At 59.9% G+C, this 16,069-nt stretch carries 9 protein-coding genes; 4 read left to right on the forward strand and 5 right to left on the reverse strand.

The genetic code is table 11. The annotated features are described in order from the left end of the window. The first annotated feature begins 11 nt into the window (after positions 1-11). The 4 genes from AB5I78_RS14715 (at position 12) to AB5I78_RS14730 (ending at position 9,189) form a co-directional block, all read left to right on the forward strand. Positions 12-1,070 (forward strand): tetratricopeptide repeat protein, encoded by a 1,059-nt coding sequence (locus AB5I78_RS14715; RefSeq protein WP_145160823.1) that lies wholly within the window; start codon positions 12-14, stop codon positions 1,068-1,070. A 143-nt stretch (positions 1,071-1,213) separates the two neighbouring features. Next, positions 1,214-2,716, forward strand: coding sequence for an ATPase domain-containing protein (locus AB5I78_RS14720; RefSeq protein WP_145160825.1), 1,503 nt, complete (start codon positions 1,214-1,216; stop codon positions 2,714-2,716). A 44-nt stretch (positions 2,717-2,760) separates the two neighbouring features. Next, positions 2,761-4,383, forward strand: a complete 1,623-nt coding sequence (locus AB5I78_RS14725) for an ATP-binding protein (RefSeq protein WP_370004766.1) — start codon at positions 2,761-2,763, stop codon at positions 4,381-4,383. 138 nt (positions 4,384-4,521) lie between these two features. Further along, positions 4,522-9,189: a hypothetical protein gene (locus AB5I78_RS14730; RefSeq protein WP_369302888.1), complete on the forward strand. Its 4,668-nt coding sequence runs from the start codon at positions 4,522-4,524 to the stop codon at positions 9,187-9,189. A gap of 53 nt (positions 9,190-9,242) precedes the next feature. Here the strand turns inward: AB5I78_RS14730 and AB5I78_RS14735 are convergent, their stop codons facing one another. The 5 genes from AB5I78_RS14735 to AB5I78_RS14755 all read right to left on the reverse strand — a co-directional run bounded on the left by AB5I78_RS14735 (position 9,243) and on the right by AB5I78_RS14755 (position 15,810). Beyond that, the gene (locus AB5I78_RS14735) at positions 9,243-9,620 is read right to left on the reverse strand and encodes a response regulator (RefSeq protein ID WP_003217591.1); all 378 of its coding nucleotides are present in this window, start codon (positions 9,618-9,620) and stop codon (positions 9,243-9,245) included. Positions 9,621-9,698: 78 nt separating this feature from the next. Next, the gene (locus AB5I78_RS14740; RefSeq protein ID WP_106579185.1) at positions 9,699-10,892 is read right to left on the reverse strand and encodes a hybrid sensor histidine kinase/response regulator; all 1,194 of its coding nucleotides are present in this window, start codon (positions 10,890-10,892) and stop codon (positions 9,699-9,701) included. After that, complete coding sequence (locus AB5I78_RS14745; RefSeq protein ID WP_145160831.1) at positions 10,886-11,485, reverse strand: chemotaxis protein CheB; 600 nt, start codon at positions 11,483-11,485, stop codon at positions 10,886-10,888. The genes AB5I78_RS14740 and AB5I78_RS14745 overlap by 7 nt, the downstream gene beginning before the upstream one ends. Further along, positions 11,482-12,312 carry a protein-glutamate O-methyltransferase CheR gene (locus AB5I78_RS14750; RefSeq protein WP_177410116.1) on the reverse strand — a complete coding sequence of 277 codons (831 nt, stop codon included), beginning with the start codon at positions 12,310-12,312 and terminating at the stop codon, positions 11,482-11,484. The genes AB5I78_RS14745 and AB5I78_RS14750 overlap by 4 nt, the downstream gene beginning before the upstream one ends. Then, a complete protein-coding gene (locus AB5I78_RS14755; protein WP_369302889.1) occupies positions 12,313-15,810 on the reverse strand; it encodes a response regulator in 3,498 nt (1,165 codons plus the stop codon). It abuts the gene before it with no gap. Positions 15,811-16,069 lie beyond the last annotated feature (259 nt).

The raw sequence follows: 16,069 nt of genomic DNA on the forward strand, positions 1-16,069 counted from the left end.
TGGACGCCTGCATGTCAAAGTCACGCCGTTACTCCATCATCGGCCTGTGCGCCCTGTTGTTGATTGTGTTGCTCACCTGGTTTTTCTCCCGCTCAACCCCGGTGGCCGTGCCGCCGGCGATTGCCCATGGTTACGCCAAAGCCTTGAAGCAGGCGCATAACGGCGAACCCGGCGCCGCGCGCGTGCTGTATCAACAGCTCGGCCGGCCGGACCTGTCGCCTGAACGTCGCGCGGCCTTGCACGCCGAATTGCCCAACTACCCAAGCCCGCAGGCGCTGAAGCTCGCCGACAAAGACCTGGCCAATGATTCGCCAGTGGTACGCGAGGCGGCGATCCACAGCATTGTCGGCCTGGTGCCCAGCGGCCAACGCGTCTTGTTGCTGGGGCCGGTGCTCGACGATCCCGAACAGGCGGTGCGCTTTGCTGCCGCCAATGCCTTGCTCGGTCTGTCGCCGGACACCCTGGGGCTGTACTTCGGGCCGTTGCAGCAAGTGCTCGATGAGTTTGTGAAAACCCTCAAGGGTCAGCCGGAAACGGCCGAAGGCTGGATTCAACTGGCGCGCCTCTATATACACAGTGCGCTGCTGCCAGACGCACAAAATGCCCTCGAACAGGCCATGCGCTTGCAACCGGACAACCTGCAGGCAGTGGTCGCGCAAATCGAACTGCTGGACAAACAAGGCAAGACCGATGAATCACGGCAACTGCTGGCACGTCAGTTGGCGGCTCACCCCGACTCGGCTTACCTGCAGCATGCGCTGGGCATGTGGCTGTTGCACCATGGCGAGCGCCCGTACGCCCTGCTTGGTTTGTCCAAAGCGGTAGAGCTTGAACCGGACAATCAGGATTACCGTTACGACCTCGCCACGACCCTGCACGCCCAGGAAGAGTTGGAAGCCGCCCAGCGTCAGCTCGAAGACATCATTCAGCGCCACCCGGCCAACCGCAAGGCGCGGGTGCTGCTGGTCAATTACTGGAAAGAAAGCGGCCAGCTGCAAAACGTGCAGGTATTGCTTGCGCAACTTGAGCAACAGAACCCGGATGACCCGGCGTTGCAGCAAGGCCTGTAGGGCGTTGCAAAAAGTTGTAATCGATACTGGGGCTTGTACAATTTTCGCGAAACGTTGAACCGCTACGGGCCTCCACGGTCAAGTGAATATGGCGCGTCCGAGGCGGCGCGTTCCTCTATTTGTACGTGACCTGAGGGCACTTCTTGTCTACATCCAACGAGCTGTTCAGTGAAAAGGCGGCCACCGGCATTGAAGGTCTTGATGACATTCTTTCCGGGGGGTTATCGCGCAGCCACCTGTTCCTGCTGGAAGGCGAACCCGGCACGGGCAAAACCACCGTTGCGCTGCATTTTCTGCAGGCCGGCGCGAAAAACGGTGAGCGATCCCTGTACATCACCCTCTCCGAAACCGAGCGCGAATTGCGCCAGGGTGCCAAGTCCCATGGTTGGGACCTGGATGACAATATCCACATCTTCGAGCTGACCCCGCCAGAGAGCCTGCTCGACGCCAATCATCAGCAAAGCCTGCTGTACTCCTCCGACCTGGAGCTGGGCGAAGCCACACGGCAGATTTTTGAAGTGGTGGAGCGGGTCAAGCCGACCCGCGTGGTCATCGACAGCCTTTCGGAGATCCGTCTGCTCGCGCAAAGCTCACTGCGTTATCGTCGGCAGATCCTGGCAATCAAGCATTACTTCGTGCGCTACGACGCCACCGTGCTGCTGCTGGATGACCTGACCACCGAATCCCTGGATAAAACCGTACACAGCGTGGCGCACGGCGTGATCCGCCTGGAAGAACTGACGCCCAACTACGGCGCCGAACGCCGCCGCGTGCGGGTGGTGAAATACCGTGGCCAAAAATACCGCGGCGGCTTTCACGACTTCACCATCATGGGCGACGGCGTGCATGTATTCCCGCGCTTGGTCGCGGCCGAGCATCGCGGCGGGTATGTCCGCCAGACCCTGAGCAGCGGTATTGTCGAACTGGACAGGCTGATGGGCGGCGGCGTCGAAACCGGCTCCAGCAGCTTGATTCTTGGCCCTGCGGGCACCGGTAAATCCCTGATTTCCATGATCTTTGCCGCAGCGGCTGTGGCCCGTGGCGAGAAAGCGGCGCTGTTTATCTTCGACGAAGAACTGGGGTTGTTGTTCGAGCGCATGAAAAACATGGGCATCGACCTCGCCGCCCTGCAGGACACCGGCAACCTGCTGATCGAGCAGGTGGACGCGGCCGAGTTGTCGCCCGGCGAGTTCTCGCACCGAGTGCGCCGTTGTGTTGACGAACGCGGGATCAAAACCGTGGTCATCGACAGCATCAACGGCTACCAGGCGGCCATGCCGGAAGAAAACGCGCTGATCCTGCACATGCACGAACTGCTGCTGTACCTCAATCGCCGGGGTGCCGCCACGTTCATGACCGTCGCCCAGCATGGGCTGGTCGGTGACATGCAAGCGCCCGTCGACATTACCTACCTGGCCGATACCGTGATTTTGCTGCGTTACTTCGAAGCACTGGGCAAAGTGCGCCGGGCCATTTCGATCATCAAAAAACGCACCGGCACCCATGAGTCGACGATTCGCGAGTACCGCATTGGCAGCCGTGGCATGACGGTGGGCGAGCCGCTCGACAACTTCCAGGGCGTGCTGCGCGGCATCCCGACATTCAACGGCAGCGGCTCACCTTTGCTCAAGGAAGAGGGATCGTGATCAGCGTTTCCTCTGCCTCCGAGCGCGCGATTATCCTGGCGCCAATGGGTCGCGACGGCTCACTGGCGCTGATGATGCTGAACGAAGCTGGCTACAGCGGCATTGTTGCCAGCAATCTGGCAAACCTGTGCGAATTGCTGGAAGAAGGCGCCGGCTTGTTGGTGATCGCGGCGGAAGCGTTGCGCGGCGTGGATCTGGAGCCGTTGCTGGAGCACCTGCATCAGCAGCCGGCGTGGTCCGACTTGCCGATCGTGCTGATGACCCATCACGGCGGCAGCGAGCAGAACGGTTCGTCGCACTTGAGCGGGCTGCTGGGCAACGTGACCTTTCTGGAGCGCCCCTTTCATCCCATCACTTTGATCAGCCTGGTGAGCGCGGCCCTGCGTGGCCGACGCCGGCAGTACGACGCTCGCGACCGCTTGATTGACTTGAGCGAGAGTGAGCTGCGCCTGCAACGCACCATGGAAACCCTTGAGCAGCAAGTCGAGGAGCGCACCGCGCAATTGCGCAGCAATGAAGAAGCCTTGCGCCAATCGCAGAAGATGGAGGCCGTAGGTCAATTGACCGGCGGCATCGCGCATGACTTCAACAACATGCTCACCGGGATTATCGGCAGCCTGGAGCTGCTGCGACGGCGCATTGCGCGCGGCAAACTCGATGATCTGGACGGCCTTATCGACCTGGGCGTGACCTCGGCCAACCGCGCGGCCGGGTTGACCCATCGCCTGTTGGCGTTCTCCCGTCGCCAATCGCTGGATTCCAAGCCCGTGGGGATCAACCAACTGGTGACCTCCATGGGTGAGCTGCTGCAACGCAGCATCAACGAAAGCATTGCCCTCGACATGCGCCTGGACGCTCAGCTATGGACCGCCGAAGCTGACCCCAATCAACTCGAAAGCGCCCTGCTCAACCTGGTGATCAACGCGCGGGACGCGATGCCGGGCGGCGGCAAGTTGGTGGTTGAAACCTCCAACCGCCACCTCGACAACGTGTTTACTGCGGCCTACGGCACTTTAAAGCCCGGCGACTATGTAGAGCTGAGCGTCAGCGATACCGGCTGCGGCATTCCAGAGCACCTGATGGGACGCGTGTTCGATCCGTTTTTTACCACCAAGCCCATCGGCCAGGGCACAGGCCTTGGGTTATCGATGATCTATGGCTTTGCCCGCCAGTCCCATGGCCACGTCACCATCCACAGCGAAGTGGGCAAAGGCACCACGGTAAGCCTGTTCCTGCCGCGTTTTGTCGGTGAAATGCAGGCGCCGGAATACCTCAATCCTGCGTTGACGCCCTATGCCAATGCGGGTGAAACGGTATTGATCGTCGAGGATGACCCGGCGGTACGCGTGCTGGTCAGCGCCGTGCTCAAAGAGTTGGGTTACGCCTTTGTCGAAGCCGGTGATGCGGACACAGCGCTGCCGATCATCGAGTCCGACCAGCGTATCGACTTGCTCATCAGTGACGTTGGCCTGCCGGGCATGAACGGCCGGCAAATGGCGGAAATTGGTCGGCAGATCCGCCCTCAGCTCAAGGTCCTGTTCATCACCGGTTATGCCGAACACGCGGCGGTGCGCGGTGGCTTCCTTGATCCTGGAATGCAACTGATCACCAAGCCATTTACCTTTGATTTGTTGACAGCGAAGGTGCGGGAAATGATTCAGGCGTGAGCCAGTGACTGCACGTTTCCGCAATATCTGGTGGCTGACAGGCCGGAACCGGCATTGAGGGATTGGACACGAAGTTTCAAATCGCGACGCATGAAAGGTGCCCGTGGTTAACCTGAAACTTACCTCACGAGTCCCATCATGATCGCTTCGCGCAACGTTGATCCCCTGCATCAATGGCCGCTGAATGCAGCACCCGAGCCCCCCACAATACGCCGGCCACGCTTGGCGGATCGGCAGAGCAACCCGGCGGCGCCGCACGCAGCCGACCGTACGCAAGTCGAAGGCGACAGTGAGCTGGCAGGGTATCTGGCGCAAACGCTGCGCACCGCGGCAAGTACCGGACGACTGGGCGACATCGACCACATTCCGCCCGCCTCTGCCTTCGGCCAATGGTGGTCACACCTGCACGATTTGATGAAGAGCCCGCACTTTGTCAGTTGGGCAAGGCGTCAGCAGATTGATCTTTCAAAGCCTATCGAGATCAATCCCCGAGACAACCTCATCAGCGCGTTCGTTAGCGGTCAGCGCAAACCCTTTTCAGGCTTTGAGCATGGCCATCTCTGGACCTCGATGATGGCGCCGATCATGCGGGCGGCAAAAGCCCTGACGTCAGACTCTGGCTATATTCTCAGCCCCTCAAGTAGCACATCGGCGCCTTACCGGGCGGTCGCGGACTTTTATGGCGAAGCAATCACTGGGCAAACCCGGGAATCCGCTGAAGCCCGTGCAGCACAGCTCGAAGCGGCTAAAGCGTTCAACCCTTCCCAGTCCAGGCCAGAACGCTCTGCGCAGGTGCTGCAACACGAACGTGCCAAGCTGGCCAATGCCCATGACCACACCAACGTGGCCTTGAAACTGATCGCTATCATTCAGGAAATCGACGATTTATCCGAACAGTGGCTATACCGCACCACCAAAGATCCCCTGGACAGCTTGTACCTGCCACCCGCGTATGTTCAAAGCCGGATTGAGCAACTTATCCGCGACAAAATGAGCAGCACCCACATCACCTTGCATGCCGATTCGCCCATCAGGTTGTTGCAGGCGGCCCCCACGGTCAGCCTGGACACACACCTCAGCGACAACGGCTGGGACAGGCCCCGCAGCCGGGACGAACTGTTCAACCTGGGACGGTTACTGACAACACCAGCCCTTTCCCAGCTTCCAGACGGCAATCTCGGTGGAGCCTTGTCCTGGCCAACGCCATTGAGTAATGACGATTGCCGCAACCTGAGAAATTCCCTGCGCCAGAACACGCTGGGGCTCAGTGGTCTGCAAGATTATGACGAGGGCACCGGTGCACTCGGTTACCTGACGCGCAACCAGCGTTTTGCCCCGTCCGAACTGCATGACCCGCGGCGGTTTATTCAAAGTCTTCTCGCTACGCCTGATGCCCAGGCGCTGGGGCTGGCGCTGCAGGAAAAATTCAATGGCGTCTCGACCCCGCAGAGCCTTAACGACTGGACGCTGGCAGCCCTTGGCGCGACCCTGGATAAAGAATTCGAGGCAGCAAACACCGGGGCGCCTGCCAGAACCGGCATTGCCGGTTTTGATATCGCCGATCATCAACATTGGGGCCAGCATCCTTCAACGGTGGTTGCGGGGCTAGTGACACACTTGGTTTCCATGGGCCGTGCCAGCGCCGAGTTAGCACCTGTTGCGGCCCATCTGTTGTTGTCACGCCGAGCCCCCGCTTTTTTGGTCGCCGACATTCCCGACAAGGTGACGTGTGGCTCACACACCTGGGTCAGCTTCAGCACGGCGGTAGCGCGCCTTGAGCGCCAGGCGCCCGGCTCAACGGCGCGTATGACCTTTGCGCAGGTCATGCAGCGAGCCGACCTGGCACCTGTTACCGACCAGGACCGGCAGGTTGAACGCAGGGCGCAGCGCGATGCACTCAAAGATTGGGGGGTTGCCCAAGGCTTGATCGCGCTGAACACCCTGGATGACTACACCGACGAGCAGATGAACCGCGTCTCTGGCGCCTACAGCGCGCGAATTTCAGCATTGGGCCAAGCCTCACAAGCCCACTCGACCGCAATGCCCGAGCGCAGGGAGATGGCGCTGAAGGAACTCGAGCGTGTGTATGGTGACCTGCCCTTCGAGAAAAAATGCATCACCCCACTTGATCAGAGTCGCGACTTCCCCGGCGCGTACTCGGTGCTGGACCTTTACCTGCACGGGCAACTCGAGGCAACGGCATGGACGTCATCGTCCGGTGAGGTCGACACACGCACGATTGCGGGCCATGTGAACAAGCTTTCCGACATCAATGCTCTGTTCAACACTGAACTTCAGCGCTACTTCCATGCGGCAGAACAGGCGACGAGCACGCACGTCAAACACCTGATCGCCACACTGCCTCTGGAAGATAGAAAAGCCATCGAGTGCGGGAAAGTGACCCTGCTCACCGAGCACAGCATCACTCATACCGCCTTCAGCCAAAGCCGTGTCGAAACCAAAGTGCCCAATAGCCTGCTGCTCAAAACAGAGCTCGACGGCGTCGTCACTGTTTATGAAGTCAATGTAAGAGACAACAGCATCCGCCGGCGCGAGGAGCTCAAAGACCACCCGATCGGGCGCCAGACCAATGAAGCCGATAAGTGGCGCTATTCGAAAATGCTGCTGGAGGTTAAACCTTCCGGCCGTTACTCGCCGCATGTCGCTGAGGAAAAACATCGAGCGGGCACACCCGACAGCTTTGCCAGCGAAAGGACTCGCTACATTGCCGACGCCTTGGTGCAAAACCTGGACATTCGGGCGCTGGAGACTGAGGCGCGGGGTGTGACGACGTTTGACACCGAGGTGCCGTTCTACAAAAAAGCCCGCGAATTCATGCTGAACCTGATTCCCCTGCGCTCGGCAGTCCAGAATTTTCGAGCCGGCGCCGTGGGTGACGGCATCCTTGACTTGGCGTTCGACGCCTTCGGTTTTGTCGTGGGCCTAGGCGTTGCAGCCAAAGGCGCCAAGGCCCTGCAAGCAGGTACCAGCGCGGCGGCCAGGCTGGCCCAGGGCGTGAAGATCTTGGGCCGTGCAGCACTTGGCGCACTCAACCCGCTGGATGGCGTGGGCAGCCTGGTTTCCCGTACCGCGCGTGGGGTGCAAAAAGGCGGGCTGCATGCCTACAACACACTGCGCGGCAGTGCCGACAGTTACAGCCTGATCCATGCAAGTCGACATTTTGAGGCCAGCGCAGTGGGCACCTTCAAACTGGGTGGCGCCATCGCTGAAGGGCCGGCAGTGCTTCAACGTGGCAAGTGGTTTGCCTTCGATACGCTGAGTGGCCAGCCGTACGGCAAGGCTCTGGAGGATTTTCAACCCTCGATCAGGGCCAGCGGGGAATTACACGAGGCTCAGCAGACGGCCGGTGCAAGCGCCTGGACCGCCTGGGTTGAACAACAGAAAAACGGTGCAAACAGCGTGCAGTTCAACCATGGGTATACCCAGGTCGACCCGCTGACGATCAGCGGCTATCACGCCGGGATGAAATCCGCCGAAGTGATGGCGCTTGCGCGCGCGCCTGGCCGCACACCGGCCGAGGTCGGCGCGCTGGTACGCCAGCGCGAGCGTTTGGCGGTGCAGCACAGCTTCAGCGGGGTCAATGCGTTTTACCAGCACATCAGCGTGGGCGGCGGCACGTTCACCCCTGTTCCTCAGCTGTTCTATCTCAGCCAGACCACCCCGCTCAGCAAAGGCCAGTGTGCGGCAATGTCGCGCGTCATGGCGACGGCCATGGAGCAAGGCAAGCACACCCGTTTCGCCGCCAATTTGTTCAGCGCTGCGGCCAACCCCACCGCCGCCGAGTCCAGGCAGTTCGTGGCGAACCTGACGCACATTCAAAAGCAACTGGATACACCCACGCAGTTTCATGCCGGTGCGCCCGTTCGCAAAATGGGCTATGCCCAACTGATGGATGAAATCGCTGACGCCAGCGCCCCCAAAATCATGATGATCGGCACCGCCGATCACGCGATGATGATCGGCACGCAGGGCGAAGGCGTCGCGAAGCGGTTTTTTTATTACGACCCCAACTACGGCCTCGCCGAGTTTGCGAGCGCTGGCGCCATGAAGAAGAGCCTGGGCAAGCTATTTACCGACAAACACCTGCCGTTGCCCTACAAAACCGCGGGCAGCGACCCGACCAGGCTGGAGTTCAACGTCAGCACTCACAGTGATGCGTGGAAGAAAACCAACCATATTGCTGACACACATGTTCAGTCGCTGCTCGACGACGCCCTGGGCGCGAAGCCTTCAGTCGCTGATGCGCCTGTGCAACCACCGCTCAAACCCAATAGCGCCAGTAAGCCCGCCGTGCCAAACGTTGAAGTGTTCATGGCCGAGGCGAAAACCCTCAATGACCCCACCAGCATCCTCAGCACCAACGGGCTCGGTGACTGTTCGGCACTGGTGGTGCTGAGCGATCTGCACAATGGGGTTTACCGCAAACGCACCTTGGTGCACTTGAACGGCAGCAATCTGGAGGCGCCTGTGGGGTCTGAGCACAATGCCTTCGCTCTGCTCCAGCAGTTGGACAGCGCATTGGAGAATGGCGGCAAGGTCATTTTTGTCGGCGGCACGGCAACCCGCTCACCGCTGATGGTCGGCAGGGTCATAGGCCAAGTCGATAGCAACGGTAACAAACCGTTGTTATCGATCCTGCAAAAGAACGATGTGTCGGTGACCTATGCCAGCTCCGTCGGGGTAGAAGTCTATCCCGATGGCAATTTCAAGCTGCGCGATGATGAGGGGGCGGGCGTCTTTGACCGCGCAAAGATCAACGAAATTCTGGACTGGGCGCGTGACTGAAGCCGGTGAATGCTGCCGGGGACGGTGATACGCGCCCCTGGCACAACCCGTACTCAAGCCAACAATCGCTGGATATGCTCCTGCAGCGTATCCAGATCAAACGGCTTGGCCAGGATCGGCGCGTTGCGCGTGATCGGGCTGTTGCAGTCGAGGATTTCCTGCGGATAACCGCTGATAAAGATCACTTTCAATTCCGGTCGCAACTTGATCGCCGGTTCAGCGATCTGCACCCCGGAAATCCCGCCCGGCAGGCGGTAGTCCGTGACCATCAGGTCCAGGTGCGGCTTGGTCGCGAGGATTTCGAAGGCTTGCTCCCCATCAATTGCCTTCAGTACTCGATACCCCAGCCCGGCCAGGTATTCACCCAGCACGAACATAATCGATTCGTCGTCCTCGACGATCAGAACAACATCTTGTGCATCTTCACTCATGGGAAGCCTTTGTCCGGTCAATTGCTGCAGTTACGACCATTGGGTCACGCAGAGGTTGCGTCGAGCTGACGATAGATTTCACGCCGGCGTCTCAAGGGGCAGGCACACCCGAAACAAGGCGCCCTCGCCTATCTGGCTTTCTACCTCGATGGTGCCCCCGTGGGCCGCCACGATCTGCTCGGAAATAAACAGCCCCAGGCCCAGGCCAGCCGCCACATGGCTGGCAGAAACGCGCTCGAACTGCTGGAAAATTCGCTTTTGGTTGTCTGCGCTGATGCCGATCCCGTGATCACGCACCTCAACCCTTGCCTCACTATGCTCGGTATACACCCGTACTTCCACCGGGCTTTTGGCCCCGTAGCGCAGCGCATTGGTCAGCAGGTTGGAAATCACCTGCTCGATGCGGAACTCGTCCCAGTTGCCTTCTACCGGCCCTTGAACCTCCAGGTGCATCGACGACTCGGCGGCGGCCACTTGCGGCGCGAAGTTTTCCACCAGGTTGTGCACCAACTGGGTCAGGTCAAAGCGCGCCGGGCGAATCGACAGCTTGCCGGTGCGGATGCGTGACACATCGAGCATGTCTTCGATCAGCCGAATCAGGCTTTTGATCTGCCGCTCATCGCGATCGACCATGGCGTGCATCTTGTCCAGGGTGAACGCGGCGGCGTTGTCCCGGGCCAGGTGCATTTTGCGCAGTTGAGTCTCCAGAATCAGCCCGTTGAGCGGCGTACGCACCTCATGGGCGACGATCGACATGAAGTCGTCACGCATGCGCACCGCCTGCTCCAGCTCGGCCTGGGTGGCCTGCAGGCGGGTCAGCAAGAGTTCCTGCTCACGGCGGCTGCGTTCCAGCGCTTCGACCTGCAGCTTCATCGCCTTGCTCTGGCGGTACAGGTCGACGAACACGTTGACCTTGCTCTTGACCGCATGGATGTCCAGCGGCTTGTGCAGGAAGTCGACGGCGCCGCTTTCATAGCCCTTGAAGGCGTAGTTGAGTTCACGGCCGGCGGCGCTGACGAACACAATCGGGATGTTTTTGGTCTTTTCGGTGCCGCGCATCAGTTCGGCCAGCTCGAAACCATTCATGCCGGGCATCTGCACGTCGAGAATCGCCATGGCGAACTCGTGCTCCAGCAACAGTGACAAGGCCTCGTCGGCGCTCAATGCCTTGTAGACCTGGCGGTCCTCGCGCTTGATCAGCGCTTCGAGGGCCAGCAGGTTTTCCGGCAGATCGTCGACGATCAGCAGTTTGGCCTGGACGGTACTTAACATGGGGAAGATTCCAGCAAAGCCAGCAACGAGCCAATTTGGCTCAGAGTCAGAATATAGTCAGGTGTGTGCAGGGCCAGGGCCGCCAGCGGCATCACGGCGATGCGTGCATCCTTGGGGTCTTGTACAACGGTCGTCCCGCCAGAGCGCTTAACGTGCGCCAGCCCGCGGGCACCGTCCTGGTTGGCGCCGGTCAACAAAATGGCCAGCAGACTTTCGCCGTAGGCATCGGCGGCCGACGCAAACAGATAATCAATCGAGGGCCGCGAATGGTGTACGCGGTCTTCCTGGCTCAGGGACAGGCTGCGGTCATGCTCCACCGAGAGGTGATAACCGGGCCCGGCGAAATACAAGGTGCCCGCCTCGATCACTTCTTTGTCACGCGCTTCACGCACCGGGATTCGCAGGCGCCGGGCAAAGACTTCCGCCAACTGGCTGCGGCGTTCGTCCGGCAGGTGCAGCACGGCGACGATCGGCAAGCCAAAGCCCTGGGGCAATCCGCCAAAAATAGTCAGCAACGCCTCGACGCCGCCAGCAGAAGCGCCGACGACGATGGCTTCAATCCCGACAATCGGGTTGGCTGCAACGTCGGTCATGATTTGCGGTAGATCCGTTCCTGCTTGACCAGGGGTTCGAACTGTTTGCTGTAGGCGGAAAAATCCAGGGTTTCCTTGCTGCCCAGCACCAGGAAGCCGCGATGACACAGCGACTCGTGGAACAGTCCAAACGCTCGATCCTGCAATTTTTTATTGAAGTAAATCAGTACGTTACGGCACGAAATTAATTGAGTTTCTGAGAATACACTATCAGTCGCCAGGCTGTGGTCGGCGAAGGTCACGTTCTCACGCAGGGATTTGTCGAAGATCGCGTAATCGTAGGCCGCGGTGTAGTAGTCGGCAAATGAACGCTGTCCGCCGGCCTGCTGATAATTGGCGGTGTAGGCGCGCACGTTCTCCAGGGAAAAAATACCTTGCTTGGCTTTGTCCAGCGACGCCGGGTTGATGTCCGTGGCGTAAATGATCGTGCGCTCCAGCAACCCTTCCTCACGCAGCAGGATCGCCATGGAGTACACCTCCTCGCCCGTGCTGCAGCCGGCAATCCAGACCTTGATCGACGGGTAGGTTTTGAGCAGCGGCACCACTTCGCGGCGGATCGCCAGGAAGTGCGACGGGTCGCGAAACATCTCGCTCACCGGGATCGTCAGGAACTGCAGCAACTGCATGAACGCTGACGGGTCGTGCAGTACGCGCTCCTGCAACGCCGAGATCGTGGCGCAATCGAACTGGCGCAAGGCATGGGCCACGCGCCGTTTGACCGACGCACCGGAATAGTCGCGAAAGTCGTAGCTGTACTTGAGGTAAATCGCCTCAATCAACAGGCGCAGCTCAATATCGCTGCTTTTATCCAAAAAACGTTGCTCCACTTAAATACGTTCCATCTTCGGTAGCCAGACGCGAATCAGCGAGAACAGGCGGTCCAGGTCAATCGGCTTGGCCAGGTAATCGTTGGAGCCCGCCGCGAGGCAGCGTTCCTGATCGTCCTTCATGGCCTTGGCCGTGACCGCAATGATCGGCAGCTTTTTCCAGCGCGGATCCTGGCGAATCAAGGCGGTTGCCTCGTAACCGTCCATCTCCGGCATCATCACGTCCATCAGCACCAGGTCGATGTCGTCAACTTCATTGAGTTTGTCGATGGCTTCACGGCCATTACGCCCGATCACCACCACCGCACCTTTGTGCTCCAGGGCGCTGGTCAGGGCAAAGATGTTACGCACATCGTCGTCCACCAACAGGATTTTGCGGCCCTCGAAGACCTTGTCGCGGCTGCGGGCGGTCTTGAGCATCTTCTGGCGGTCATGGGACAGCTGGGATTCGACTTTGTGCAGAAAGAGTGTCACTTCATCCAGAAGGCGCTCGGGTGAGCGCGCGCCCTTGATGATGATCGAGCGCGAATACTTGCGCAGCTCGGCCTCTTCATCGCGGGTCAGGTTGCGTCCGGTGTAGACAATCACCGGCGGGAACGAGCAGATGTCCTCGGTGGCCATGCGCTTGAGCAGCTCGTTGCCGAGCATGTCCGGCAGCTTGAGGTCGATGATCATGCAGTCGTAGACATTGGTGCGCAGCAGGTCCAGGGCGGCCTGGGCGTAACCGACGTCGGTGATTTCAATGTCATCGTCGCCGATCAGGCGGGCAATGCTGTCACGCTGCAAATCGTCGTCTTCCACCAGCAGCACGCGCTTGACCTTTTGCGTCAGCTTGGCCTCCAGGCGCGCAAACACGTCCTTGAGCTCTTCGCGGGTGGTGGGCTTGACGGCATAACCGATCGCGCCCATGTGCATGGCGGCTTCGACGCGGTCTTCTACGGAAATCACATGCACCGGAATGTGGCGGGTACTGGCGTGTTCTTTAAGACGTTGCAGCACGGTCAGCCCGGAATGGTCAGGCAGGCGCATGTCGAGCAGGATCGCGTCGGGGATGAATTCCTCGGCCAGGCTGTAGCCTTCGTCGGCACCGTGCGCCACCAGGCAGTTGTAGCCCAGCTCGTGGGCCAGGTCGAACAGGATGCGCGCGAAATTCGGTTCGTCTTCCACCACCAGAATGCATCGGGTGGTGAACGGCGCTTTGTCGCGGTCATCGGCAAATCGCGGGATCTGTTTGACGTCAGCCACCGGCAGTGGTGAGACCGCCACGGGCTTGGGCGCAGGGGCGGCCACGGCCTGGCGCGGTTGCTCGACAGGCGCAGCGCCCTCCTCGCGTTCGACGTACTGCTCTGGCAACACCAGGGTGAACACACTGCCCTTGCCCGGCTCACTGCTCACGCTGATATAGCCGCCGAGCAGCGTTGCCAGGTCGCGGGAGATCGACAAGCCCAGCCCGGTGCCGCCGTAACGGCGGTTGGTGGTGCCATCTGCCTGGCGGAACGCTTCGAAAATGCTTTCCTGCTGGTCCGGGGCGATGCCGATGCCGGAGTCGCGCACCGTAAAGGCAATGCCCTCGCCCGGCGCGCGGGACACCGACAGGCTGACTTCGCCCTGCTCGGTGAACTTGACCGCGTTGGACAGCAGGTTCTTGAGGATCTGCTCCAAACGCTGGCGGTCGGTGAACATCAGGGTCGGCGCATCGGCCTGAACCTCCACCTGGAAACCCAGCTTGCGGTCGGCGGCCAGCGGCTCGAACATGCCGCGCAGGCCGTCCACCAGGCGTACAACGCTGGAGTTTTCCGGGCGCACTTCGAGTTTGCCGGCTTCCACCTTGGAAATATCCAGGATGTCGTTGATCAGGTTGAGCAAGTCATTGCCCGCCGAATAGATCGACTCGGCAAACTTGACCTGCTCGGCGCTGAGATTGTCCTGCGGGTTTTCCGCCAACAGTTTGGCCAGAATCAACGAACTGTTCAGCGGCGTGCGCAGCTCGTGGGACATGTTGGCGAGGAACTCGGATTTGTACTTGCTGGAGCGCTGCAGTTCGTCGGCGCGGTCTTCGAGTTCAAGCTGGGCCTGGTTCAGCTCGACGTTCTTGCGGTCCATGGCGTCGCGCTGCTCGGCCAGGGTTTGCGTCTGCTCGGCCAACTGCTCGTTGGTCTGCTCAAGTTCGGCCTGCTGGGTTTCCAGGTGGGCCTGGGATTCCTTGAGAATGCGCGACTGCTCTTCGAGTTCTTCGTTGGCGGTCTTGAGCTCTTCCTGCTGCACCTGCAGCTCTTCGTTGAGCTGCTGGGTCTCGGCCAGCACTTCCTGCAGGCGCTGGCGATAGCGCGCAGCTTCGATGGAGGTGCCAATATTGCCGGCAATCAGCTCCAGCAGTTCGACGTCGCGCTCTTCCAGTGGGCGCAGGAAACCCAGTTCGATCACACCGTTGACGCGGTCATCGTCGCTGGTCGGCATCACCAGCACGCTGCGAGTGGCCCCTTCGCCCAGGCCGGAACTGACCTTGAAGTAATCCACCGGCACATCGTCCAGGCGAATCAGGCGATCGAGCTGGGCGGCCTGCCCAACGATGCCTTCGTCGCTGTAGATCGACTGCTCCTGCTGTTCCTGTTCGCGGGAGAAACCATACGTGGCCACACGCTTGAGGCCACCGTGTTCTTCACGCACATACAGCGCGGCGACCGCCGAGCCCATGTACTGGGCAAAAAACTGCAGGATGTTACGGCCCAGCATGTTCAGGCTGAGTTGCCCCAGCACTTGTTCGGCCAATTCGGTCTGGCCGTTGCGCAGCCAGGCTTGTTGTTCCAGGCGACGCGCAATCGTTTGTTGTGACGCGAGGTTTGCGCTGTAACTGTCTGATAAAGCGATTAAATTTTTGCGGCCCACATAGGCAAGGAAGCCGCTCAGACCGAGCACAAAGACCAGGTACAACGTGACGCTGACAATCGTAGTACGGGTGACGTCCTGGTTGCGGGTCACACGGAACTGCTGCTCCATGTCCACCGCGTTCGCGTATTCCTGGCGAATCGCGTCGGTCAGGCTCTTGCCCCGGCCGGCCTTGACCGCGGCGCGGTAGTCACCGCTCTGGCGCTGCAGGTCAACCATCGATTGGGCGTATTTGTTCCATTCGACCTGCATGGCCTCAAGACGCTTGAGGCGATCCACCTGTTGAGGGTTATCCGCCACCAGCTCCTGCAAATTGCGCAAATCGCCAATGATCCGCGGCTTTGCGACTTCATACGGGTCCAGGAAATGCTCGTCGCCGGTGATCAGGAAGCCGCGCAGCCCGGTTTCCAGGTCCACTGTCAGCTTCGAAGACTCATTGAGGTTATTGATGACCCGGTCGGTGTGCTCTACCCACTGGATCACCGACAACAGGTAGCTGATCAGCACGACGAAAAACACCGCGCTGACCACGCCCACGCTCAAAGGTAGGGCCACGTTGCGGCTCAGGAGTTTACGAAAGCTCTTTTCATCGACAGACGACGCGGGAGTCATGGGCATGCCTTGGCCAGGAACGGAAAAACTGGGAGTTTGCCCGAATATCGACGGCCAAGGCTATGTTTCTGCATTGATTTGAGGTGACTTCCTACGCTCTAGACGTGAATTTCCAACGGATTCTGTCCGAATTCATCATTTCATTTACACAAATAAATACAGGTACGTGGCGCCGTTCTGGAACGAAATTTCCTCGTTTCAGCACTCAGGTGTGCGCCTCAGGAACACGGAAGATCTTTTGGGAAGGCGTCTTTTTAAC

It is taken from the genome of Pseudomonas sp. N2-3-1-14, assembly GCF_041228395.1.
Taxonomy (GTDB): domain Bacteria; phylum Pseudomonadota; class Gammaproteobacteria; order Pseudomonadales; family Pseudomonadaceae; genus Aquipseudomonas.